The organism is Variovorax sp. (assembly GCF_965279555.1).
Classification (GTDB): domain Bacteria; phylum Pseudomonadota; class Gammaproteobacteria; order Burkholderiales; family Burkholderiaceae_C; genus Variovorax.
The window spans coordinates 5,246,689-5,268,059 of record NZ_OZ257247.1; the positions used below are offsets into that span (position 1 = coordinate 5,246,689).

Annotated in this window: 25 protein-coding genes; 21 read left to right on the forward strand and 4 right to left on the reverse strand. The window is 67.1% G+C overall.

Annotation, left to right across the window (positions count from 1 at the left end; genetic code table 11):
* Window positions 1-4 precede the first annotated feature (4 nt).
* From ACQY8B_RS24545 to ACQY8B_RS24640, 20 genes are all read left to right on the forward strand, one after another.
* Window positions 5-580 (forward strand): lysozyme, encoded by a 576-nt coding sequence (locus ACQY8B_RS24545; RefSeq protein WP_422084312.1) that lies wholly within the window; start codon window positions 5-7, stop codon window positions 578-580.
* The gene (locus ACQY8B_RS24550) at window positions 577-1,215 is read left to right on the forward strand and encodes a hypothetical protein (RefSeq protein WP_422084313.1); all 639 of its coding nucleotides are present in this window, start codon (window positions 577-579) and stop codon (window positions 1,213-1,215) included. The genes ACQY8B_RS24545 and ACQY8B_RS24550 overlap by 4 nt, the downstream gene beginning before the upstream one ends.
* The gene (locus tag ACQY8B_RS24555; RefSeq protein WP_422084314.1) at window positions 1,212-1,481 is read left to right on the forward strand and encodes a hypothetical protein; all 270 of its coding nucleotides are present in this window, start codon (window positions 1,212-1,214) and stop codon (window positions 1,479-1,481) included. Before ACQY8B_RS24550 ends, ACQY8B_RS24555 begins: the two co-directional genes overlap by 4 nt.
* A 103-nt stretch (window positions 1,482-1,584) precedes the next feature.
* Window positions 1,585-2,067 (forward strand): hypothetical protein, encoded by a 483-nt coding sequence (locus ACQY8B_RS24560; protein ID WP_422084315.1) that lies wholly within the window; start codon window positions 1,585-1,587, stop codon window positions 2,065-2,067.
* A gap of 66 nt (window positions 2,068-2,133) precedes the next feature.
* A complete protein-coding gene (locus tag ACQY8B_RS24565) occupies window positions 2,134-3,063 on the forward strand; it encodes a hypothetical protein (RefSeq protein WP_422084316.1) in 930 nt (309 codons plus the stop codon).
* Between the two features lie 40 nt (window positions 3,064-3,103).
* Entirely contained in the window at window positions 3,104-3,454 is a 351-nt protein-coding gene (locus tag ACQY8B_RS24570) for a hypothetical protein (protein ID WP_422084317.1), read from the forward strand.
* A 17-nt stretch (window positions 3,455-3,471) separates the two neighbouring features.
* Complete coding sequence (locus tag ACQY8B_RS24575) at window positions 3,472-3,822, forward strand: DUF1799 domain-containing protein (protein ID WP_422084318.1); 351 nt, start codon at window positions 3,472-3,474, stop codon at window positions 3,820-3,822.
* Between the two features lie 91 nt (window positions 3,823-3,913).
* Window positions 3,914-6,568: a phage tail tape measure protein gene (locus ACQY8B_RS24580; RefSeq protein ID WP_422084319.1), complete on the forward strand. Its 2,655-nt coding sequence runs from the start codon at window positions 3,914-3,916 to the stop codon at window positions 6,566-6,568.
* On the forward strand, window positions 6,565-7,191 hold the full coding sequence (locus ACQY8B_RS24585) for a hypothetical protein (RefSeq protein WP_422084320.1): 627 nt from the start codon (window positions 6,565-6,567) through the stop codon (window positions 7,189-7,191). Before ACQY8B_RS24580 ends, ACQY8B_RS24585 begins: the two co-directional genes overlap by 4 nt.
* The gene (locus tag ACQY8B_RS24590) at window positions 7,188-7,805 is read left to right on the forward strand and encodes a hypothetical protein (protein ID WP_422084321.1); all 618 of its coding nucleotides are present in this window, start codon (window positions 7,188-7,190) and stop codon (window positions 7,803-7,805) included. Before ACQY8B_RS24585 ends, ACQY8B_RS24590 begins: the two co-directional genes overlap by 4 nt.
* Window positions 7,802-8,221, forward strand: a complete 420-nt coding sequence (locus ACQY8B_RS24595; RefSeq protein WP_428744989.1) for a DUF6950 family protein — start codon at window positions 7,802-7,804, stop codon at window positions 8,219-8,221. The genes ACQY8B_RS24590 and ACQY8B_RS24595 overlap by 4 nt, the downstream gene beginning before the upstream one ends.
* A 50-nt stretch (window positions 8,222-8,271) precedes the next feature.
* Window positions 8,272-12,408, forward strand: a complete 4,137-nt coding sequence (locus ACQY8B_RS24600; RefSeq protein ID WP_428744990.1) for a phage tail tip fiber protein — start codon at window positions 8,272-8,274, stop codon at window positions 12,406-12,408.
* Between the two features lie 3 nt (window positions 12,409-12,411).
* Entirely contained in the window at window positions 12,412-13,023 is a 612-nt protein-coding gene (locus ACQY8B_RS24605; RefSeq protein WP_422084324.1) for a DUF4376 domain-containing protein, read from the forward strand.
* 24 nt (window positions 13,024-13,047) lie between these two features.
* Window positions 13,048-13,485 carry a phage tail fiber protein gene (locus ACQY8B_RS24610; RefSeq protein WP_237677896.1) on the forward strand — a complete coding sequence of 146 codons (438 nt, stop codon included), beginning with the start codon at window positions 13,048-13,050 and terminating at the stop codon, window positions 13,483-13,485.
* A gap of 13 nt (window positions 13,486-13,498) precedes the next feature.
* On the forward strand, window positions 13,499-14,512 hold the full coding sequence (locus ACQY8B_RS24615) for a phage tail protein (RefSeq protein WP_422084325.1): 1,014 nt from the start codon (window positions 13,499-13,501) through the stop codon (window positions 14,510-14,512).
* 2 nt (window positions 14,513-14,514) lie between these two features.
* A complete protein-coding gene (locus ACQY8B_RS24620) occupies window positions 14,515-15,147 on the forward strand; it encodes a hypothetical protein (protein WP_422084326.1) in 633 nt (210 codons plus the stop codon).
* A gap of 5 nt (window positions 15,148-15,152) precedes the next feature.
* Window positions 15,153-15,635, forward strand: a complete 483-nt coding sequence (locus ACQY8B_RS24625) for a hypothetical protein (RefSeq protein WP_422084327.1) — start codon at window positions 15,153-15,155, stop codon at window positions 15,633-15,635.
* 196 nt (window positions 15,636-15,831) lie between these two features.
* Window positions 15,832-16,143 carry a DUF3649 domain-containing protein gene (locus ACQY8B_RS24630; RefSeq protein WP_422084328.1) on the forward strand — a complete coding sequence of 104 codons (312 nt, stop codon included), beginning with the start codon at window positions 15,832-15,834 and terminating at the stop codon, window positions 16,141-16,143.
* Window positions 16,140-17,825 carry a PepSY-associated TM helix domain-containing protein gene (locus ACQY8B_RS24635; RefSeq protein ID WP_422084329.1) on the forward strand — a complete coding sequence of 562 codons (1,686 nt, stop codon included), beginning with the start codon at window positions 16,140-16,142 and terminating at the stop codon, window positions 17,823-17,825. Before ACQY8B_RS24630 ends, ACQY8B_RS24635 begins: the two co-directional genes overlap by 4 nt.
* A complete protein-coding gene (locus ACQY8B_RS24640; RefSeq protein ID WP_422084330.1) occupies window positions 17,825-18,193 on the forward strand; it encodes a DUF3325 domain-containing protein in 369 nt (122 codons plus the stop codon). Before ACQY8B_RS24635 ends, ACQY8B_RS24640 begins: the two co-directional genes overlap by 1 nt.
* Window positions 18,194-18,215: 22 nt before the next feature.
* Here the strand turns inward: ACQY8B_RS24640 and ACQY8B_RS24645 are convergent, their stop codons facing one another.
* Entirely contained in the window at window positions 18,216-18,401 is a 186-nt protein-coding gene (locus ACQY8B_RS24645; RefSeq protein ID WP_422084331.1) for a hypothetical protein, read from the reverse strand.
* Between ACQY8B_RS24645 and ACQY8B_RS24650 the strand changes: the two genes are divergently transcribed.
* A complete protein-coding gene (locus ACQY8B_RS24650) occupies window positions 18,391-18,900 on the forward strand; it encodes a LysR substrate-binding domain-containing protein (RefSeq protein WP_422084332.1) in 510 nt (169 codons plus the stop codon). The genes ACQY8B_RS24645 and ACQY8B_RS24650 overlap by 11 nt on opposite strands.
* On the opposite strand, the gene ACQY8B_RS24655 is transcribed toward ACQY8B_RS24650, so the two are convergent.
* The 3 genes from ACQY8B_RS24655 to speD are packed head-to-tail and all read right to left on the reverse strand — an operon-like array spanning window position 18,842 to window position 21,350.
* A complete protein-coding gene (locus ACQY8B_RS24655) occupies window positions 18,842-20,239 on the reverse strand; it encodes an aminopeptidase P N-terminal domain-containing protein (protein ID WP_422084333.1) in 1,398 nt (465 codons plus the stop codon). The genes ACQY8B_RS24650 and ACQY8B_RS24655 overlap by 59 nt on opposite strands.
* Window positions 20,236-20,946: a nucleotidyltransferase family protein gene (locus ACQY8B_RS24660; protein ID WP_422089103.1), complete on the reverse strand. Its 711-nt coding sequence runs from the start codon at window positions 20,944-20,946 to the stop codon at window positions 20,236-20,238. Before ACQY8B_RS24660 ends, ACQY8B_RS24655 begins: the two co-directional genes overlap by 4 nt.
* Before the next feature lie 23 nt (window positions 20,947-20,969).
* Window positions 20,970-21,350, reverse strand: coding sequence for an adenosylmethionine decarboxylase (gene speD, locus ACQY8B_RS24665; protein ID WP_422084334.1), 381 nt, complete (start codon window positions 21,348-21,350; stop codon window positions 20,970-20,972).
* Window positions 21,351-21,371: the final 21 nt, after the last annotated feature.

Sequence of the window (21,371 nt, forward strand, 5' to 3'; positions counted from 1 at the left end):
GGTCATGGGCAACGACATCTCTCGAACACTCTTTCAGCGACAGCAAACACGCCAGCGCGGCCAGGCGCCGCGCCAGTTGCTGGCCGCGCTCGCACTGAGCGCGGCGGGGCTGATCGGCATCGTCGCGCGCGAGGGCTACAGCGACAAGGCCTACCCCGACCCGGTGCACGGCACGGCCGTGCCCACCATCGGCTTCGGCACGACCGGCGGCGTGCGCATGGGCGACACCACCACGCCCGTGCCCGCGCTGCAGCGCGCGTTGCGCGACGTGCAGACCTACGAGGGCGAGCTCAAGCAATGCGTGAAGGTGCCGCTGCACCAGTACGAGTACGACGCGTACGTGAGCCTCGCCTACAACATCGGCGCCTTCAACTTCTGCACCGGCGGCCAGAAGGGCCGCACCTCGGTGCTCGTGCAGCGCCTCAACGCGGGTGACTACGCGGGCGCGTGCAACGCCATCCTCGGCTGGAAGTACGTGGGCAAGACCGATTGCTCGGCGCCCGGCAACAAGACCTGCGCGGGCATCTGGAAAGACCGCCTCAAGCTGCATGCGCAGTGCATGGGGAGCGACGCGCCATGAGCCTCACAGCCAGGGCCTGGGCAGGCTTCGTTGCGGCGTTGCTGCTCGCCGCCTGCGCTTTCGCGATCCACGGCGCCGGCCGCATGCAGGAGCGCGCTGCCTGGCAGCAGAAGGAAGCGCAGCGCGCCACGCAGCTCGCGCAAGACCTGCAGGCCGAGTACGAGCGCGGCCGCGCCGCCTCGGCGAAGTACCAGCTCGGCGCGAGTGCCCTGCAGGCCAGCTACCTCTCTCTCGAAGGCCCGACCCATGAACTACGTCAGCGCGTTTCTCTCGTCCTTCCTCCTGCAGTTCCTGATCGCCGCGCCCGGCAGCCCTCTTGCGCTGCGCCGGCTGCGGCGCCCGAACCGCATGCCGACGCCGCGCCGCCTGGTGACACACAGCGCGACGGTGTCGATGGCCCTCATCGCCTCAGCCTTGCTGCTGTCTGGATGTGGAACAGCGCCCTCGCGGGCACCGACGTACCCGCGGGCGCCTGCGGACTTGCTGACACCTCCGTCGAAGCCTGTGCTGCTGATTCCGGCCTCACCGTCGACGACGCCTGGACCAACCACGACATCAATGCCCGCTCATGCGCGGCGGACCGGTTCCGGTACCGCGCGCTGATCGAGTTCCTTACAGAAAGACCCGCCCCATGAGCGAAATCCACGCACGCACGCAGGAGCTGTTGCTGCTCGGCCAGATCCACGGCCTGGTGCAGGCCCTGAAGGACGGACAGGACCGGCAGAACCGCCGCATGGACGGCTTCGACACGCGCTTCGACGCGCTCGACGGCCGGCTGCGCACGGTCGAGCAGCGCGCCGCCGTGTTCGGCGCCGCATCGGGCGGCGCGATGGCCATCGGCACGGCGCTGCTCGCGGAGGCCGTCAAGCAGTGGTTCCGCAACGGACCTGGCGGCAACTGATGGATGACGGATGCACGGGGACGGCGAATGTCGGCCTCAGCCATTCGGGTCTTCGCCGCGACAGTTCATACACCAACCCATCAACACCCAACGGAGCCCAGGCATGAGCCGTCTCGACACCCTTCGCAGCGCCATCGTGCAGACGCTGAACACCGCGCCACAGGTCGGCCGCGTCCATGACCGCGAACGCTCCCTGGCCGACGAAGCAGCGCTGCGCGCGCTCTTCCTGTACGACCTGCCGGGCGGCGGCCAGCAACTGCGCGGCTGGTGGCTGCGCCGCACAGCCACCGAAGAGCGCAGCGTCAACGCCGCCGGCCGCGCGATGAGCGTGGACACCTGGACCGTGCACGGCCTGCTCGCATTCGACGACGCCGCTGCTTCGGAGCATGTGTTCGACGCACTCGTCGAAGACATCCGCGACGCCGTGCGCGCCGACCCCACCTTCGGCGGCGCATGCGCCGCCGGACCGCTCACCGACGACAAGCGCACCGACGGCGTGCAGGTCGACGGCACCGGCCTTGTCACTTTCTGCGGAGTGCGCTGTCACGGCGTCGCGCTGCAGCTGCGGACCTGGCGCTACCTCTGACTGCACGCAGGCAGATCTTTCCTTTTCTCGACAACCCAACCCAACCAACCAACGGAGAACGCCGACATGGCAAAACTCATGCGCAAGATGGCCATCCTGGCCAAGGCTGAAACGGTACGCAGCACCGACGCGGTGCCCACGGGCGCGGCCAACGCGATCCTGGTCAGCGAAGTCACGCTGACCCCCATCGAAGGCGACGTCGTCCAGCGCGACAACGTGCGCCCGTACTTCGGCTCGCGCGGCTCCGTGCTGGTCACGCAGTACAGCAAGATCGCCTTCTCGGTCGAGATCGCCGGCGTTGCGGCGGCGGGCGACGTGCCCGGCTACGCAGCGCTGATGCGCGGCTGCGCCATCGCCGTCACCACGGCCGCCGGCGTCAGCACCACCTTCGCGCCGGCCACGGACGCGCTGGAGTCGCTCACCATCTACGGCAACGTCGACGGCACCGTCTACAAGATGACCGACGCGCACGGCAACGTGAAGGCCACCATCAATGCCAAGGGCATTCCGAAGTGGCAGTTCGAGTTCACCGGCCTGTTCGTGCCCGCCGAAGACGCGCCGCTGCCTGTGGCCGACTACACCAAGTTCATGGACCCGCTGGGCGTGAACAAGGCCAACACCACGCTCACGCTCGACGGCCTCGGCGTGGCCGCCAACGCCTTCGCCTTCGACGCCGGCAACACCGTCGTCAAGCGCGACCTGATGACCGTCGATGCCGTGGACATCACGGCGCGCGTGTCGACCGGCTCGGTCACCTTCGAGAACACCTCGGTCGCCACCAAGGACTGGATCGGCATGGCGCGCGCGAGCCAGCGCGTGAACCTGGCGCTCAAGCACGGCCAGGGCGCGACCAACGTCGTCGAGTTCCTGTCGCCGCGCGCGCAGATCGGCAAGCCGACCTTCAGCGACGTCGACGGCGTGCAGATGATCACCGTGCCGCTCGAGTTCGTGCCCACCGGCGCGGGCAACGACGAGTGGTTGATCGTCGTGCGCTGAGCATCACCGGCACCACCACTCCACAAAGGAACACACAGAGATGCCCCAGAAACTCAAGATCGCAGTCAAGCCGACCTTCGTCGCGCCGGTGCTGATGCGCGTACCCGGCGACAGCCAGGTCGAGGAAGTGCGCTTCAGCGCCGTCTTCAAGCGCCTGACCAAGTCCGACAACGACATCCTGCAGAAGCGCCTGGACGGCCGCGACCTGACCGACAGGGAACTGCTCGACATGGTGCTGGCCGACTGGAAGGGCCTGGAAGGCGATGACGGCGCGCCCTTCATCTGCACCGCGGAGAACCGCGCGGCGGCGGTGGAGGAATGGCCGTCCTTCGAGGCTGCCATTGCCTACAGCTACTTCGAGCATGCCTACCCGGCCGCGGTAAAAAACTGAGAGGCGCCGCGCGCCTTGTGCTCGGAGCAGAGCATCGCGTCCACGACGAGCTGGACGACGATCTCCGAAGCCAGTGCGCGTCGCTCGGTCTCGACCCGACCCGGCTCGTCTCTTCGACGGCCAACGGCGGCGGCCCGCCACCCTTCGAGCTATGGCCCGAACACCAGGAAGCATTCGAGGTGTTCCATGCCTGCCGAACGCAGTGGCGGGTCGTCGCGGGTGCGGCAGGCGCGTGGTTCCAGGGGCTCGACTTCGGCGCCGTCGACGTCGCCATGAAGCGCCTGGGCATTCCACGCGCACGCCAGCGCGAGGTGTTCCTGCAACTGCAGGTGATGGAAGACGAAGGCATCGCGGTGCTGAACGTCTAGCGGCATCGCAGGCCCCTGCGGCCATCGAAGAAGCATGGGGCCGGCAGATGTCGGCCTCATTTTTTTCTTAGCTCAAACGGACCATACAGACATGGCTGCAACACAACAACTATCGATTCAGATGTCGGTGAACGCTTCGTCGATGAAGGCGGACCTGGCCGAGGTCTTGAGCGAATTTTCAAAGTTCGTCGACAGGATATCGAGCGGCGCCAGCAAGGCCGAAGAGGCCAAAGCAAAGGCGGCGGCTTCCGCCAAGGAGGTTGCTTCTTCTGTTCAAAGCCTGTTCTCCAGCATCCAGGGCGGGCAGTCACCCTTGACCTCGCTGGTGGGTGAGGGGGCGAAGCTCATTTCTTCTTTCGGCGGCATCGGTCCAGCAGCGGGTGCCGTGGGAGGCTACATCAGGGGCTTGGTGTCGCCTCTCAATCTGGCGACGCAGGCTGTCCTCACGTTGACCGAGGCTTATGTCCAAGGCAGCAAGGAGGCTGCCGGATACGCCAACGCAAGAATTCTGTCCGGCAACTATGCGGGTCAAACGAACGACAGCCTTCAGGCAAGAGCCGTGGAGATCGCCGGAACGAAGGGCACGCAGTCATCGGCCGCAGAAGCCCTCACGGCCGCAGTCGGTACTGGCAGGGTAGGCAGCCAGGTCCTGAGTGACGTTGCTGGTGCAACTTCGGAAATGAACCGTGTGCTGGGAACATCGGTCAGCGAAGCCACGGAGCACTTCGTCAAGCTTGCCGATGCGCCTTCCAAGGCATCCGCCCAGCTCAACGAGGCGTATCACTACCTGAGCGCGAGCACCTACGACCGAATCAAGGCACTCGAAGACCAGGGCCGCAAGGAAGACGCCACTGCGCTTGCGCAGAAGTCATTCGCCGATGCCATGAGCCAGCGCACACAGCAGGTGGTCGGCAATCTCGGCACCATGGACCGTGCCTGGATGGCCATCATCGGCACCATCAATCGCGCAGGGGATGCCATTCGCAACATCGGCCGTGCCGAGCCGATGCAAAAGAAAATCGATGAGGTCTCGGAGAAGATCGAGCGCTATCGCAAGCGTTACGGGGATGACAACGGTGGGTTTGCAGAAACCGCCGGTGGTGCTGTTGTGGGAGCGCCCAGAAAAAACAATCTGGAAACTCTGAGGCTGAACCAGTCTTACCTGCAGGAAGAACTTCGCCTGAAGAATAGAGATGCCACGTCTCAGTCGGAACGCGCGCTCGTCGAACAGAAGGGCATCAAGGCCAGCGATACGTTGACTGAGCTGCGTGGCCGGTTCAACAAGAAAGACGAAGCAGCTGCTGCCGTCGATCTCTACAAGAAGAGCATCCTCGACTCCAAGGCGGCGAGCCGGCCGGTGCCCACTGCCGCCGAGCAGGAAAAGGAGATCGAGGCGCTCAGGAAGTCCTTCGCCCCCAAGGGCGGCACCGGCGGGATTGATCGCGCCGAAGACGAAGGGGTCCGCATTCGGCTGGAGGCCGTGCGCGAGGAATACAACGCCAAGGCGAGAGAGACGGCCGAGGGTCTGAAGAAGATCGACAGCCTTCGCAAGCGGGACCTCCTGACCGACTACGACGTCGTTCGCAGCAAGCGAGATCTTCGTCTCAAGGACCTGAAGGATCAGGAAGACCTAGTTCAGGAAGAGCTACGAATCCTCGGTTCAAAAAAGGGGTCAGCCCTCGCGCGACAGAAGCTGGAAAACCAATCCAGAGTCCTTGGTGACCAGCGTCGTTCCGTTGACAGTGATGCCGAAAACACCTTCGCGGAGCTGGACGCGGCATCTCAGAACTCGGTGCTCAAGACATCGCAGCAGGCCACGGAAAAGCTCCGCGAGCAAGTCCGTGCGCAGGAAGAACAGAACGCGGTGTTCGGCCTCACCAAGGAGGCTGTGCAGCAACTGAACATCGAGCAGACCCAACGCCAGATCAACGACCTTGAGGCGACGAACAACGTCATTCCCGGCTATGTCCAGTCCCTGTACGACCGCTTGCAGGCAGAAAAGGACCTTTTGAAGGTGACCCAAGCCGGCGATCGACTGAAGACCGAGAGCGAAAAGAAGAAGAAAGACGAGGACAAGGACAAGGACCGCTCCAAGAAGCTCTCTGACGACATCGGTGGTGTGTTCCGCGATGGGTTCGTGAATCTCCTGGATGGCGGCGGCAAAGATGCCATCGACAAGATGGGCGAAGCGCTCAAGAAGAAGCTCGCCGCGTCGGTGGCCGATGCGCTGTACGACGCTTCGGTGAAGCCGGCTGTCGAGGCGTTCTCCGGATGGCTCTCCGGTGCGATGAAGGGGATTTTTTCGGGAAGTAGCAGCGGCGGCACGGCCTCGGGTTCCAGCTCCGGCGGAAGCTGGATCGGCAGTGCAGTGAGCACCGTGCTCGGCTTCTTCGGCGTGAAGAGCGCCAACGGCAACGTCTTCTCGTCCCCCGGCCTGCACGCTTATGCCAACAGCGTGGTCGGCCAGCCCACGTTCTTCCCGTTCGCGAACGGCATCGGCCTCATGGGCGAAGCCGGGCCCGAAGCAATCATGCCGCTGCGCCGTGGCTCCGACGGCCGCCTCGGCGTGAGCGCGCCGGGCGGTGCGAATGGCTCGCCGACGATCCAGTTCGCGCCCTCCAACGTCTTCCACATCGACGCCCGTTCCGATCGCGGCGCGGTGATGGCCGACATGCAACGCCTGCTCGCGGAGAACAACCGCGGCCAGATGGAACAACTCAAGCGCGTGAAGGTGCTCCCCCAATGACCATCGTGACACTCCCGTCCGATCTGCCGGTGAAGCGGCAGGACTTCGGCCTCCAGGTCTTCGACCTGACTTTCAGCAACAGCGAATCGGGATCGATGCAGGTGGCCGTGCTCGGGCCCGCGCGCCGCACCTGCACGCTCGTGAGCGAGGAGCGCATTCCGCTGATGCGCGAGGCTGCCGCCTGGCGCGCCCTGGTGCATTCGATGCGCGGCCAGGTCAATGTGCTGGCCGTGCACGACATGCTGCAGCCTGTGCCGCGAGGCACCGCGCGCGGTGTATGGACGGCGGTCGCTGCCGCCGCAGGCTCGTCGGAGCTGACGATCCGCATGGGTGCCACCGAGGCCGGCAAGACCCTGCTGCAGGGCGACTGGATCGGCGTCAACCAGGCGTCGAACCACCGGCAGATGCTGCACGTGCAGGCCGACGCGGTGGCCGACGCGGCCGGCGTGATCTTGGTGCGCTTCGAGCCCGTGCTGCGCACGCCCGTGGTGGCCGGCAGCGCGGTCGTGTGGGACCGCCCGACCTGCCTGATGCGGCGGGTCGACACCAAGACTACCTGGGCTTCGGAGTCGCGCACGCAGGGCGGCTTCAGCCTGGACCTGATGGAGTCGTGGGAACAATGACCATCCAGACCAGCTCCGGCTTTCAAGCGGCCGCGCGCTCGCAGACGTACGGCCAGCTGGCCCTCGTCGAGCTCAAGCTGCGAAGCGGCACCGCGCGCTTCACCAACTGGCCGTTGTCCCTCCAGGTAATGGGCGAGACGTGGCAGGGCGTGGGCAACCTCGGCTCCATCGGCGAGCTTCACGAAAGCGAAGACGGCGCCGCCGAGAAACTGACGCTCACGCTGTCGCCCGTCGACATCGGTACGCGTGCGCTCGCACTGGGCGACCCGAGCGAATACCAGGACCGCGGCGTGCGCGTGTGGATCGCATTGCTCGATGCCGCCACGCTGCAGATCAGCGGCGAGCCGGTGTTGCGCTTCGCGGGCGTGATGGACCAGATGAAGATCGAGCGCGACGGCTCCACCGCAAAGATCGCGATGGACTGCCGCACCGCGTCTTACGACGTGCGTTCCAACCCCGCGTCCCTGCGCACCAACGATGCCCAGCACCAGGTCAAGCACCCTGGCGAGCGCGGCTTCGAATACCTGAATTCCATGATCGGGTCGCCCACCGTGTGGGTCAACAAGTACCTGCAGATGGCACTGAACTACTGGGCCCGGGCACGAGGCAAATGACCATGAAGAACCTGGACGATTTCATCTCGGTGCGAAGAAACGCACCCTTCGAATATTTCCGGCACGACTGCGCGCACATCGCGGCCGACTGGGTCATCGAGCGCACGGGCAAGGACCCGCTCGCGGACCTGCGTGCACCCGATGCGCCCATCGGAAGAAAACACCTGCTGGCCACCTTGCGCGCGGTGCGCGCGGCTGGGGGCTTCCTGTCGGCCGCTACGGCACGGCTCGGCCCGCCGTTGCCGGGAACGATGGCGCAGCGCGGCGACGTGGTGCTGGCCCGTAGCGGCGGCAAGGTCGGGCGCGTGTCGGGCTACAGCTTCGGGATCTGCACGGGATCGCACATTGCCGCGCCGGCGGCCGACCGGCTCGTGTTCTTGCCACTTACCGCGGGGGTTGCCACATGGCGCGTCTGATTCGTTTCGCTCTTGTCCTGGGCGCCCTGCTGGGGATTTGCACCGCCGCGATGGCGGACCCCGTTTCGATTCTGAGCGCGATCGGCACTGCCGTGGGAGCGACCACGTCGGCAGTTGCCGTGGGCGGCATGATCGTCTCGACGGCGCTCTCCATCGTGGCCAGCGCCTACGGCAACATGCAGGCCAAGAAGCAGGCCAAGGCCGCAGCGGCCCGCAAGCTCGCCGAAGACGTCGCGAACATCAAGGAGCGCACCACCACGATCATCGCGTCCGATGCGCCGCACACCGTGATCTACGGTGAGCCCGCACCGGTCGGCGGTGCGGTGGTGGCGGTGCTTACCGGCGGCGAGTACAGCCACCTGAAGCATGTCGTGATGGTGCTGGCCGCGCATCCGTGCGAAGCCGTGACCGACATCCAGATCGAAGGCGTTTCGCTCGGCGCGCTCGATGCGAACGGCTACTCGTCGAACCCGGAATTCATCGTCACGGACTCGGAGGCGATCGGCGGCGTGCCCGGGGTCAACGTGCAGATCCACCTGTCGCCCGACGGTGTCGACACGGCCGATGCGTACATGCGTGCCAACCTCGATCCGTGGCCCGCCAGCAGGGGCTTGTGGACCGAAGCCCACAAGCTCAGCGGCTACACGTACATCGTCGTCACGCTCAACCTCTTCGTCGAGCGCTTCCAGGGCGGCCTGCCGGCCATCACCGCGAACGTGAAGGGCAAGAAGGTCTACGACCCGCGCACCGGCGCAACTGCGTACAGCCGCAACCCCGCGCTGTGCCTGGCCGACTTCCTGCGCTCGGAGGAGGGCTACCTCGCGTCCAACGACCAGATTGACCAGAACGCGCTGATCGTTGCAGCCAACGCCTGCGACACGCCGATCTACAACCTCGGCACGGCCGTTGCCGACAGGGCCAACTACGGCGGCAGCGCCGCTCGCTACACCTGCGACGGCATGTTCCGCTCCGACCAGGACCGCGACAGCACGCGCCAGCAGCTCGAAGACACGATGGCCGGCTACAGCCTCGAGTCGGGCGGTGTCTGGCGCATCCTGGCTGGCGCATGGACCACCCCCGTCCTCGCGATGACCGACGACGACCTGCTGGCGCCCATGACCGTGGTGCAGACCTGCAACCCCGGCACCGCGCGCTACAACGGCGCCAGGGGTACCTACGTCAACCTCACGCGCAACGGCGTGTCGGAAGACTTCAAGCAGTACCAGAACGCCGTCTTCCGCGAGAGCGACCAGAAGGACAAGTTCCTCGACCTCGTGCTGCCGTTCACCACGGCCCATGCGCGCACGCACCAGATCTCGCGCGTGCTGGTGGAGCAGAGCCGCGGCGGCTTCGTGCTGCAGATCCATCCGAAGATGCTGGCGTGGCACCTGCAGCCGGGCGACCGCATCGTGCTCACGAGCGCGCTCTACGGCTTTGCCAACAAGCCGTTCCGCGTGCAGGACTGGAGCTATTCGATGAGCTCGCCGCTCTCGTTCCAGGTCATCGAGGACGAAGAGGCCTTCTACGACACCGCCGACGAGGTGCTGCGCGACCCGTCGCCCAACACCAACCTGCCGAACCCGTTCCTGCTGCCGCAGCCGCCGCTCGACCTGCAGGTGCGCAGCGGCCAGGAGCAGATGGTGCAGCAGGGCGGCACGCTGGTGATCCGTGCGCGCGTGAGCTGGTCGGCGTCGGTTGACGACGCGGTATTGCGCGGCGGCAACGTGCAGGTGCAGTGGCGCACGACCACGCCAGTGGGCGACTGGCAGAGCGCCACGCTGCCGGGCACGGCCACCGAGACCTTCCTCCTCGGCCTGGAGGTACACGGCGAGTACCAGGTGCGCGTGCGTTTCATGACGGCCTACGCTTCGAGCTACTGGACGATGGTGACGCACACGCTGCAGGGCGCGAGCGTGAAGCCGGGCGACGTCGAGGGACTGAGCCTTGCCGTGGAGCCGACCGGCGTGGTGGCACGCTGGTCGGCCCCGACGGGCATCGACCTGCTCGAATGGGGCGCGACGCGGATCTTCATCGGACCGACCTTCGAGACGGCGGTGGAGCGATGGACCGGCAAGGCCCTGAACGCCAACATCGGCTGGCTGCCTGCAGGGACAGTGAAGGTGTGGGCGCAGCACGGCAATACGCAGGGGGTCTGGGGCATTCCGATCTCCGCGACGATCGAGATCGCCCGTCCGGCGCAGCCGATCGTGCGCGGAGAGGTCTGGGGCGCGCAGATCGAGCTGGCCTGGCAGGCGTGCGGCACGACCCAGCCGATCTCCGCATACATCGTCAAGGTGGGGCCGACGCTGGCCGAGGCGGTGGAGATCGGTCATACGGGTTCGCTCAACTTCGTGCGGACCGAGCCTGTGGCGGCCACGCGGATCTACTGGGTCGCCGCATTCGACATCGGTGGCAATGCCAGTGACGCGGGGTATATCCAGCTTGCCTCGCTGCCTTCGATCGACGATGCGATCAAGGAGCTGCAGGAGGGGCTCGACGAGCAGGTCGCCGATCTGTTGAACGTCAACTCCGGCATCAGCGAGCGCCTGATCGACGAGGCCATCGAGCGCGGGACTGCGATCACGCATGTCGAGAAAGTGATGACCGATACGGCGGAGCAGCTGGCGCAGCGCATCGACACCGTCTCGGCCCGCGCGGTCGGCTATGTGCGCGCCAACCTGGTTTTCAACGGCGGGTTCGAGTTCGACCTGGACAGATGGGAGTTGCAGGACAACGCCTGGGAGGTGGTGGAGGACGACTGGGGCACCTCGGCGCGGCTTCATGCGGTGGCGCCTGCAAGCGGACGGCTCGTCAGTGCCAGCTTCCCGGTCAAGCCCGGCAGCTGGTACGCAGCTTCGGGCGACTCGATGTTCCAGAGCGACGTAGGCCAGAGCGGATTCGCGCTCGAGTTCTTCGATGCGAGCGGCAACTCGCTGGACATCACGGACACGCTCAATGAAGGGCGGCACGGCTTCATGAACGAGCAGCTTCGCCGCAACGAGTTCGCGGTGGAAGCGATTGCGCCGGCCGCCGCGGTCAAGGGCAAGGCAGTGTTCCTGTGGAACGGCTACGCCGCAGGCGGGGGCATGGGCGTGCGTTTCGTGAAGGTGGAGCAGGGCCGCTTCCCGGTCACGCCGTACACGTCGGAAACCAGCGACCGCGGCGCGGTGGCGGCCATCCGCGAGGAAGTGGTGGCCCGTGCGGCCGCCGATGCGGCGGAAGCTGCGGCCCGCACGACGCTGGCCGTGCGCGTGAACGGCGCCGAGGCGGCCATCGACCAGGAAGCCCAGGTGCGCGCCGACGAGACCGGCCGACTGTCCGCCAAGTGGGGCCTGAAGGTGGTGGCCGGCAACAAGGTCGCGGGCGTGCTGCTCAACAACGACGGGCAGGAGAGCAACTTCACCGTGCTGGTCGACCGGTTCGCGATAGCGCAGCAGGCGGCCGGTGGCGCCACGAAGTACCCCTTCGTGGTGGGTTCGGTGGGTGGTTCGCCGACCGTCGGCATCGATGGCACGCTGGTCGTGGACGGCTCGATCCTGGCGCGTGCGATCAGTGTCGACCGGCTGTCGGCGATCACGTCCCGGCTGGGCTACGTGACCGCGGGCCAGGTGGACATCTCGGGCGACGGCGTGGGCGGCTGGGGTTATCTGCGCAGCGCCAACAAGTGGTTCAACGATGGCAGCTGGGGATGGATTCTTGCGCGCCACACGGGCGGTGACACCTTCGTCGACATGACCTGCAACGGCATGGGCCTGCAGATGCAGAACGCCACGGGGCGGTTCCGGCTGTGGGGGCCCGGGTTCAACCTGCAGAACGAAGGCTTGACGATCAATCAGGTCGACGTCATCGATACGTTGAATCTGCGTGGGCAGGCTGTGACGGTGCCGTCTTTCGTGTCAGCTCCGGGTTCGCACATTGCTCAGCTCAGGCACGTCGTGCCGGGCAGTGTGCCGCTGGACACCTTCATTCTGGGCTCGGTGTTCGTGATGCAGACGAGTTTCGTCTCTCTCACGGTCGACGGCGTGCCGGCCTGGACCGGTGCTGGCATTGCGGGCAGCACTGTGACGGGTGGCGTTCAGGTGCCGTTGAGTCCTGGCGCGCACACGATCGTTTTTGCCTCGCTTGGCCCTCCCGGTAGTGCCGGGTCTGCCGGGTCTTCCATCTATGCGCTGTCCACGCGCCGCTGAACCATGCCTCACTTCACTGTCTACAACACCCGCACCGGCGAGATCCGTTGCACCGGCACGCAGGCCACCGTCGAGTGGTGCCACGCGCAGGCCGATCCCGGCGAGTCTGTCTACCTCGGGCACGCGGCGCCCGGTACCTTCATCCGCAACGGCGTGCCCGAGCCGTTGCCGCAGCGGCCGAGCGAGCACCACGTCTTCGATTGGGCGGCACACGCCTGGCGCGATCCGCGCACGCCCGACGACCTGCGGCGGCAGCTCAAGGCCGAGCTTGCCGACGAACGCTGGCGCATCGAGACCGGTGGCCTGACGCTCGTCGGCGGCCTGCGCATCAAGACCGGCCGCGAAGACCGCGCGACCTTTGCCGAGTCGCTTGCCGACATGGAGGCGCGCGGGCTCGATCGCATCGACTTCAAGGCGGCCGAAGGCTTCGTCACGCTCACGCGGGAAGAAGCGCTGGCCATTGCGCGTGCCGTCGCCGAACACGTGCAGCGCTGCTTCGGCGCCGAGCGGGCGGCGCATGTGTTCATCGACGGACTTCGCGACACCGACATCCCGGCCAGCTGCAGCCTGGCCGACTTCATGGGCGACCAGCCCGTCAACCCTTCGCTTGCATAACCAACTCAACCCCAGGAGCTCCCAATGGCTTATTCACCCGCATCTGCCAACGCCTTCATCAAGCTGATTCTTCTCGGCACGCCCATCACGGGCCTCGCCGACAACGCCTCGGTGAACCCGTCGACAGACCTCTACATCAGCCTTCTCACCGCCGCCCCGGGCGCCGGCGCCAACCAGAGCACGAACGAGCTCGTGTACCCGGGCTATGCCCGCATGGCGGTACCGCGCAGCCCGGCCGGCTGGTCGGTGATCGGCAACGAGGCCTTCCTCGTCAACGCGCTGGAATTCCTGGAAGTGGCCGGCACCGCCACAGGCACGGCCACGCACCTGGGCATCGGCACCGCGGCGGCCGGCGGCGGCCTGCTGCTGCTGCACGGCGCGCTGACGCCCGTCATCCCGATCCAGGCCGGCGTGGTGCCGCGCCTCAAGACGTCGACCAAGGTCGCGTTCCTCACGGTCTGAACGGCACAGCGCGATGGCACACAAAACCGCCGACCGCATCCTGGAGTCCAGCAGCTCCGTGGGACTGGGCGCCTTTGTGCTGGGGGGCGCTGTCGATGCATATCGGCCGTTCTCCGCAGCTGGCATGGCAGAGGGAGACACCTGCCACTACATGATCAACGCGGTCGACTCCGTCGGCCGCCCAACCGGCCTGTTCGAACTCGGCCGGGCCACGATGACCGATGGCGCGCTTGCGCGCACGCTGGTCATCGCATCGAGCAACGACGGCGCGAAGGTCGACTTTCCCGAGGGGCCGAAGCAGATCGGGTTGACCATCCTGTCGGCATCGACCGAGCAGCTCAAGGCCGATTGGCAGGAAGCCCTCGGCCTCGACCAGACGGGCATGGTGTGCTACTTCGCGCAGGCCACGCCGCCTGCGGGCTACCTCAAGCGCAACGGCGCCGCGGTCTCGCGCACGACGTATGCGCGGCTTTTCGCGAAGATCGGCACGACGTACGGCGCGGGCGATGGCTCGACCACGTTCAACCTGCCTGACGGGCGTGGCGTGTTCGACCGCGGTCTGGACGATGGGCGAGGATTCGATCCTGGCCGCACGCTGGGGTCCTACCAGGACAGCGCGAATCTGTCGCACGCGCATGGTGTGGTGGATCCGGGGCATGCGCATGCGATCACGGATCCTTCGCATGCGCATGGTGTCTATGACCCAGGGCACTCGCACGGTGCATGGACAGATGCTCAGGGCCATCACGCGCACGGATACGTCACACCGCAGTTATCGGGCGTCGGTTCGTATGCCGCAGGGGTATTCGGACGGCTGGTCGATGGTGATGTGGGCAAGGGCACCGACGGGGCGGGCAGTCACGCCCACAACGTCGGCGTCGGCGGCTCCGGCACGGGCATCAGCATCTACGGTGCCGGCACCGGCATCGTCATCAAGACCGGCCCCACCGGCATCTCGCTGAACACCAGCGGCGACACCGAAGCCCGCCCACGCAACAACGCGTACCTCGCGTGCATCAAGTACTGAACATGAAAACCAAGACCGTCTATTCATTCGGCCCCGACCGGCTCTACATCGGCCCTGTCGAGCTCGACGAGAGCGATCTCTCGCCGGCCGACGAGGGCGAGGTCTGGCTCGTCCCCGGCAATTGCCTGGTGGCGGAGCCGCCGCCGCCCGTCGAAGGCAAGCGCTATTTCGCGGCGGCCAACGGCATGTGGATTGCCGAGGACATCCCCGCGCCGGAGCCGCTTCCCGAGCCACCCGTGACGCCGGAACCGGAAGCGCCAGGCAGCGAGCCGCCAGTGACGCCCGAACCGCATGTGCCGACCCTCGAGGAGCGTGCCGCTACCTTGCGCAGCGAAGTGCAGAAGCACCTCGATGCCACTGCCGTCGCCTATGGCTTCGACGACATCAGGACCGCCGTCACCTATGCCGACGAGCCGGCCGTTCCGCGCTTTCAGGCGCAGGGGCGCGCCTTTCGCGCGTGGCGCTCGCTGGTATGGGACTTCTGCTATTCGCTGCAGGACAAGGTCGCGGCCGGCCAGGTCGACGAGCCGACCCTGGAGCAGCTCCTGCAGATGCTGCCGGTGTGCGATTTCCTCGCGTTCCAGCCGGCTCCCGATCAGGAGCCGCCGTCGTCCTCTGAAACCCCGGCGGAGTAGCACCGATGTTCGGCGCATTGACCTTCGGAGCATCGACTTTCGGCGCCAAGCCGTTCTCGGGTGCGCTCGTCTTCGAGGTGGCAGGACTTCTGGCCGCGAGTACTGACGTGGAAGGCGGCGGTGCCGCACGGGCTTCTTCTGCCGGTTCGATCGAGCTGAATGCCGAGGCCAAGGCGGGCCTGATCGCGTTGCGCAGTGCCGCCGGGGTGGCGACGCAGGGTGCCCCGCTTGGCGGACAGAGTTCGATCGTGTCCAACGTCTACGGGCTCGTGTCGCAGTCGGCACCGCTGATGGGCGTGGGATCCGCAGTCATTTCCTCCGAAGCCACTGTCGAGGCATCGTCCGAATTCCTGGGATACCGCCTGCGAGCCTACGACCAGCTGTTCCCCGCCAACGTGGCGAACGGCGACGTCGTGCAGATTGGCCCGCGACTGTACGAATGGCTCGCAAACGCTGGCCGCTGGCGTCCGGCGGGCCCTGCCCCCTGAGACCTTGATTGACGCAGGGCGAAGCCCCGGGACGGTGCACACGCATCGCTCCGGGGCTTTTTCGTGGCCGTTTCATTGCTGCTGCGTCACCTGGGCAAGAAGAGGTCAGCGTCGAAGATGAGTATGATTCTCATTATCCGATATCTCTTTTTTCCATGAATCCCCGAACGCCCTCGCCCGCCGTCCGGCGCACGTCGTGAGCTCCAGCCTTCGTTACCGCCTCGGCGTGGCCGCCCGCGCCATAGCCGCCATCCTCGGCGGCTACGGCGTGGCCGCCCTGTCTTCCATCGTGCTCGCTCTGTGCCTGCCCTTCTTCTTCGGCATGGCGCGCAGCGAAGCCACGATGATCGGTCTGCTCGCTTCCTTCGCGGTCTTCGCGCTTGCCGTGATGTGGGTCTTCGCGGCGCGCACTGCGCTGCGTGCCTGGTCCGGCCTTGCCATCGCTGCCGGGTCGCTCGGCGCGCTGCTGCTCGTCCTCCTGCGGTTCACCGGAGGCGCAGCAGCATGAAGGAAGGTTTCCGCCAGTCGATGGCCTGGCTGCACACCTGGTCGGGCCTTCTGGTCGGCTGGGTGCTGTTCATGGTCTTCGCGGCCGGCACGGCGTCGTATTTCAAGGACGAGATCACGTTCTGGATGAAGCCCGAACTGCACGCTGCCGCGCAGCCCACCGTGCCGCCGGCTCGCGCCGTCGAAAGCGCCGTGGCCTACCTGCAGCAGCGCGGCGCCGACAGCCCGCGCTGGTTCATCAACCTGCCGAACGAGCGCCAGCCGTCGACCGACGTACTCTGGCTCGCGGCGCCCCCGCCGGCCTCTGCCGCCACCGCCGCGCCCGACGACAAGAACAAGAAGCCGCCGCGCCGCCGCTTCGACCGCGCATCGCTCGACCCGGCCACCGGCGAACCGGTCACCGCGCCGCGCACCACGCGCGGCGGCGAGTTCTTCTACCGCCTGCATTTCGACCTGCACTACATGCCCGCGCTGTGGGCGCGCTGGATCGTGGGCTTCTGCGCGATGTTCATGCTGGTGGCGATCTTCAGCGGCATCGTCACGCACAAGCGCATCTTCAAGGACTTCTTCACCTTCCGCCCGAAGAAGGGCCAGCGATCATGGCTCGACGCGCACAACGCGACGGCCGTGCTCGCGCTGCCCTATCACCTGATGATCACGTACACGGGCCTCGTCACGCTGATGTTCCTGTACATGCCGTGGGCGCCACAGGTGGCCTACAAGGACCGCGGCGGCGAGCAGGCTTTCTTCTCCGAAGTCTTCCCCGGCGGTGGCCGCGACCAGTTCAAGGCCTCGGGCAACAGGGTGCCGCTGGCGCCCATCGCGCCGATGATCGCGCAGGCCTCCGCGCACTGGAACGGCGCCGCGGTGGGCCGTGTCACCGTGCACCAGCCGAACGATGCCAACGCGGTGGTCTCGCTCACGCGTGCCGAAGGGCCGCAGCTGTCTTACGACCAGCCGACGATGCAGTTCAACGGCGCGACCGGCGCGCTGATCGGCGCATTCGGCGACGTGCCCAGGCCTGCGGCCGAGACGCGCGGCGTGCTCTACGGCCTGCACATCGGGCGCTTTGCGAATCCGCTGTTGCGCGCGCTGTTCTTCCTCTCTGGCATCGCGGGCTGCCTGATGGTGGCCACGGGGCTGCTGCTGTGGGCGGTGAAGGAGCGGCAGAAGTTCGCGAAGACGCTCAAGCAGGGCGGGCGTGTCGGCTTCGGCCTGCGGCTGGTCGACGGGCTCAACCTCGGCGCCATCGCCGGGCTGCCGCTTGCGATGGCGACGTTCTTCTGGGCCAACCGCCTGCTGCCGGTCGAGATGGCCGAGCGCGGCGAGGCGGAGGTCCGCTGGTTCTTCATCGTCTGGGGCGCGGCCGCGGTGCTGGGCCTGCTGCGGCCGACGCTGCGCATGTGGCAGGCGCAACTGGCGCTCGGTGCGCTGCTGTTCGTGCTGCTGCCGGTGCTGAATGCGTTCACCGGCCCCGCGCCGCTGACGGTGAGCCTGCGCTCGGGACCCAGTGCGGTGGCTGGCTTCGATCTCGTCGCCATCGCGCTGGGCCTGGGGCTCGCGAGCGCGGTCTGGCTCGTCGAGCGAAAGCGCCGCAAGACCATCACGCAGAAGCCGGCCACGAAGACACCGGCCACGAAGACACCGCCACAAGGGCTCGCTACCTCGGGAGGCGGCCCCTGATGCATGCCTTGCTCATGGCGCTGGTGTTCACCGCTTCGCTAGCGGGCTTCTGCGCGTTGAGCCTCGCGATGGACCGCCACAGCGAAGACGTATTCGGCCGCGGCAGCACGCCGGGCCCGTGGCGGCGCTGGCTGCAACTGGGCGGTGCCGCGCTCTTGTGCCTGTCGCTGGGCGCGAGCCTGCAGGCTGCCGGCAGCGCCATCGGCTGGGTGCTCTGGCTGGGCGCGCTCACCACGACCGCGCTGACCACGGCAGGCCTGCTGAGCGCAGTGCCGAGCCGCTTTCACTGGATCGCTTCCGCGACCGCAGTGCTCGCGCTCGGCGGAACGCTGCTCTACCTGCTGCTGGGGGCGCTGCTCGCCACCTGACGACCGGCGGCGTCGCCGGGCCTCACACCGGCCGCCGCACCGAGGTACCGCCCGACAGCACGCCCTGCGTCATCGGCAGCGCCATGAAATCGTGCGGAAAACCCTTCGCAACGGCGCTGACTGCGTCGAGGCGCTGCAGCGTCTCTTCGTCGAGCACGCCGAGGTTGTCATCGAATTGCGCGAAGGTGCGCGCGCCGATGATCGGCATCACCGCCGGCCCGCTGCGCATGGTCACCTTTGCCGCGCCGCGCTACCTCAAAGGCCGCAAGCCGCCGCGCGTGCCCGAAGACCTGCGCGAGCACCGGTGCCTGAACTACCGCCTCACCACGGGCGGCCTCTATCGCTGGGAATATGCGCAGGACGGGCGCGTGCTGGACATCGCGCTGCCCGGCCCGCTGATCAGCAACGACAGCGAGGTGCTGCTGGCGGCTGCCCGCGCGGGTGCGGGCATCACCTCGGCCTTCGAGGGCGCGGTGCGCGAGGACTTCGAGAGCGGCCGCCTCGTGCCGCTGCTAGAGCCCTGGTGGCCCACTTTCCCGGGCTTCTACCTTTACCACCCGAGCCGCGCGCAGATGCCGCGCAAGCTGCGGGTGTTCATCGACTTCCTGCAGGCGCGGCATGCGCCGCCGCCGGTGTCGCAGCGGGCCGTCAGGCTCGCATCAGCGCCTCGATCTCGTCCGCCTTCACCGGCACGCCGCGCGAAATGAGCTCGCAGCCGGTGGCGGTGACGATCGCGTCGTCCTCGATGCGGATGCCGATGTTGTGGAACTGCTCAGGCACGCCGTCGGCCGGCCGCACGTAAATGCCAGGCTCCAGCGTCAGCACCATGCCCGGGTGCAGGATGCGGCTCGGGCGGTTCTTGATGACCTCGTTCGACAGCGGATCCTTGCGTTCGCTCACTTCGCCGACCTGCGTGGGCTCGACGTAGCTGCCGCAGTCGTGCACGTCCATGCCGAGCCAGTGGCCGGTGCGGTGCATGTAGAACTGGAAGTAGGCACGCGAGTCGATCACGTCCTGCACGCTGCCGACCTTGTCTGCGTCGAGCAGCCCCAGGTCGAGCATGCCTTGCGACAGCACCTTCACGGCCGCGTCGTGCGGGTCGTTGAAGCGGTTGCCGGCCTTGGTGGCTGCGGCCGCGGCGTCCTGGCTGGCCAGCACCAGGTCGTACAGCGCGCGCTGCGGGCCGGTGAACTTGCCGTCGGCCGGGAAGGTGCGCGTGATGTCGCTCGCGTAGCCGTCAAGCTCGCAGCCCGCGTCGATCAGCACCAGCTCGCCCTTGCGCACCGGCGCCGCATCGGCGCGGTAGTGCAGCACGCAGGCGTTGGCACCGGCCGCGACGATGGAGTAGTAGGCGGGGTACTGCGAGCCGCCGAGGCGGAATTCATGCAGCAGCTCTGCATCGAGGTGGTACTCGCGAGCGTCCTTGCCCTCGCGCAGCATGCGGGCCGACAGCTGCATCGCGCGGACGTGCGCGCGTGCGCTGATCTGCGCGGCGCGCCGCATGATGTCCTGCTCGTGCGCGTCCTTTACGAGGCGCATCTCGTCGAGCGGGCCGCACAGGTCGCGCTGCTCTTCGGGGCACAGCGCGCCGTAGCGAACGCGGGCGCGCACCGACTGCAGCCAGCCGTCGATGCGTGTCTCCAGGCCCTTGTGAATGGCGAACGGGAACCACACGGTCGAGCGGTTTTCGAGCAGCTTCGGAAGTTTCGTGTCGAGGTCGGCGGCCGAGAACGCCTCGTCGACACCGAGCGCCGCCGGCGCAGCGTCGGGGCCGAGGCGGTAGCCGTCCCAGATCTCGCGCTCCAGGTCTTTCGGGGCGCAGAACAGCGTGGCGCGGCCGTCGCCCGCCAGCACCAGCCAGGCGTTCGGTTCGGTGAAGCCCGTCAGGTAGTAGAAGTAGCTGTCGTGGCGGTAGAGGAAGTCGGTGTCGCGGTTGCGCGGGCGCTCAGGCGCGGTCGGGATGATGGCGATGCCGTCCTTGCCCAGTTGCGAGGCGAGGCGCGCGCGGCGCTCGGCGTAGATCGTGGTGGTGTCTGCTGAGGTCATCTTGGCGTGTTCAGTTGGGCAAGCCGTTCGGGGGTTCCCACATCGGTCCAGGGGCCGGTGTAGAGCTCGGCGCTCACCAGTTCATTGTCCATCGCGGCACGCAGGATCGGCGCCAATGGGGCTTTGCGGCCGGCCGGGTTGCCTTCGGGGATGTCGCAGTACGGCGGCGCGAACAGCGCGGCTCGGTACAGGCCGATGGTCGAGAAGGTGAATTTCTCGGGCGCCGTGTTGAGCGCGAGGCCGTCCGGCGAGAGGCCGAAGTCGCCCTTGGGGTTGTGCGCCGGGTTCGGCACCAGCCACAGGTGCGCGAGCTTGCCGCCCGCCATGAAGCGCTCGACCGAAGCCTGCGTGAAGGCGAAGCCGGGCGCGAACACGTCGCCGGCCGCGACCCAGAACAAGTCGCCCAGCAGCGGCAGCGCACGCACGATGCCGCCGGCGGTCTCGAGCGCGCCGCCGAAGTCGCGGCCCTCGTCGGAGTATGAAATCGATAGCGCGGCGTGCCCGTCCAGCAAGGGCTTCGCACCGAAGCGCTGTGAAACCTGCGCGCCGAGCCAGTCGGTGTTGACCACCAGCTGTGTGAAGCCGCCCGCGGCCAGCGCCTCCATCGGCCATTGCATCAGGGGCTTGCCGCGCACTTCGAGCAGGGGCTTGGGGCAGATGTCGGTCAACGGCCGCATGCGCTCGCCGCGCCCCGCGGCCAGGATCATGGCGCGGACCGAGGTCACCGCGCTCACGCCGAAACCCGTCCGCGTTGAAGCTCGTTGCGCTCGCTGTGGCGAGGCTGGAACAGCGTCACCAGGCATTCCATCAGCACATGCGCCTTGGCCGAATGGTCGCCGCTGAAATTGCAGACGTACACGTCGAGCGTCACGCCGCGTTGCTCGGGCCAGGTGTGGATGCACAGGTGCGATTCGGCCAGCAGCACCGTGGCGGTGACGCCGCCCGGCCCCTGCGGCGTGGCCGGAAAACCGTGGACCAGCCTGCCTACCGCCTGCAGCCCGGCGGCCGAGACCGCCTTGAGGCAAACCGCTCCCAGCGCGTCCCGGTCGGTAAGCCATTGAAGGCCGCATTGGCAGTCGTGGAGGTCGGCGGTGAGGTGCAGCCCATGCATGGGTGGCAACTCTAGCAGTCC

Excerpts from the sequence above, each read along its gene's own strand:
- ACQY8B_RS24545 (WP_422084312.1), top strand. The coding sequence starts at position 5 with ATGGGCAACGACATCTCTCGAACACTCTTTCAGCGACAGCAAACACGC.
- ACQY8B_RS24550 (WP_422084313.1), top strand. The coding sequence starts at position 577 with ATGAGCCTCACAGCCAGGGCCTGGGCAGGCTTCGTTGCGGCGTTGCTG.
- ACQY8B_RS24555 (WP_422084314.1), top strand. The coding sequence starts at position 1,212 with ATGAGCGAAATCCACGCACGCACGCAGGAGCTGTTGCTGCTCGGCCAG.
- ACQY8B_RS24560 (WP_422084315.1), top strand. The coding sequence starts at position 1,585 with ATGAGCCGTCTCGACACCCTTCGCAGCGCCATCGTGCAGACGCTGAAC.
- ACQY8B_RS24565 (WP_422084316.1), top strand. The coding sequence starts at position 2,134 with ATGGCAAAACTCATGCGCAAGATGGCCATCCTGGCCAAGGCTGAAACG.
- ACQY8B_RS24570 (WP_422084317.1), top strand. The coding sequence starts at position 3,104 with ATGCCCCAGAAACTCAAGATCGCAGTCAAGCCGACCTTCGTCGCGCCG.
- ACQY8B_RS24580 (WP_422084319.1), top strand. The coding sequence starts at position 3,914 with ATGGCTGCAACACAACAACTATCGATTCAGATGTCGGTGAACGCTTCG.
- ACQY8B_RS24585 (WP_422084320.1), top strand. The coding sequence starts at position 6,565 with ATGACCATCGTGACACTCCCGTCCGATCTGCCGGTGAAGCGGCAGGAC.
- ACQY8B_RS24590 (WP_422084321.1), top strand. The coding sequence starts at position 7,188 with ATGACCATCCAGACCAGCTCCGGCTTTCAAGCGGCCGCGCGCTCGCAG.
- ACQY8B_RS24595 (WP_428744989.1), top strand. The coding sequence starts at position 7,802 with ATGACCATGAAGAACCTGGACGATTTCATCTCGGTGCGAAGAAACGCA.
- ACQY8B_RS24600 (WP_428744990.1), top strand. The coding sequence starts at position 8,272 with ATGGCGGACCCCGTTTCGATTCTGAGCGCGATCGGCACTGCCGTGGGA.
- ACQY8B_RS24605 (WP_422084324.1), top strand. The coding sequence starts at position 12,412 with ATGCCTCACTTCACTGTCTACAACACCCGCACCGGCGAGATCCGTTGC.
- ACQY8B_RS24610 (WP_237677896.1), top strand. The coding sequence starts at position 13,048 with ATGGCTTATTCACCCGCATCTGCCAACGCCTTCATCAAGCTGATTCTT.
- ACQY8B_RS24615 (WP_422084325.1), top strand. The coding sequence starts at position 13,499 with ATGGCACACAAAACCGCCGACCGCATCCTGGAGTCCAGCAGCTCCGTG.
- ACQY8B_RS24620 (WP_422084326.1), top strand. The coding sequence starts at position 14,515 with ATGAAAACCAAGACCGTCTATTCATTCGGCCCCGACCGGCTCTACATC.
- ACQY8B_RS24625 (WP_422084327.1), top strand. The coding sequence starts at position 15,153 with ATGTTCGGCGCATTGACCTTCGGAGCATCGACTTTCGGCGCCAAGCCG.
- ACQY8B_RS24635 (WP_422084329.1), top strand. The coding sequence starts at position 16,140 with ATGAAGGAAGGTTTCCGCCAGTCGATGGCCTGGCTGCACACCTGGTCG.
- ACQY8B_RS24640 (WP_422084330.1), top strand. The coding sequence starts at position 17,825 with ATGCATGCCTTGCTCATGGCGCTGGTGTTCACCGCTTCGCTAGCGGGC.
- ACQY8B_RS24650 (WP_422084332.1), top strand. The coding sequence starts at position 18,391 with ATGATCGGCATCACCGCCGGCCCGCTGCGCATGGTCACCTTTGCCGCG.
- ACQY8B_RS24645 (WP_422084331.1), bottom strand. The coding sequence starts at position 18,401 with ATGCCGATCATCGGCGCGCGCACCTTCGCGCAATTCGATGACAACCTC.
- ACQY8B_RS24655 (WP_422084333.1), bottom strand. The coding sequence starts at position 20,239 with ATGACCTCAGCAGACACCACCACGATCTACGCCGAGCGCCGCGCGCGC.
- ACQY8B_RS24660 (WP_422089103.1), bottom strand. The coding sequence starts at position 20,946 with ATGATCCTGGCCGCGGGGCGCGGCGAGCGCATGCGGCCGTTGACCGAC.
- speD (WP_422084334.1), bottom strand. The coding sequence starts at position 21,350 with ATGCATGGGCTGCACCTCACCGCCGACCTCCACGACTGCCAATGCGGC.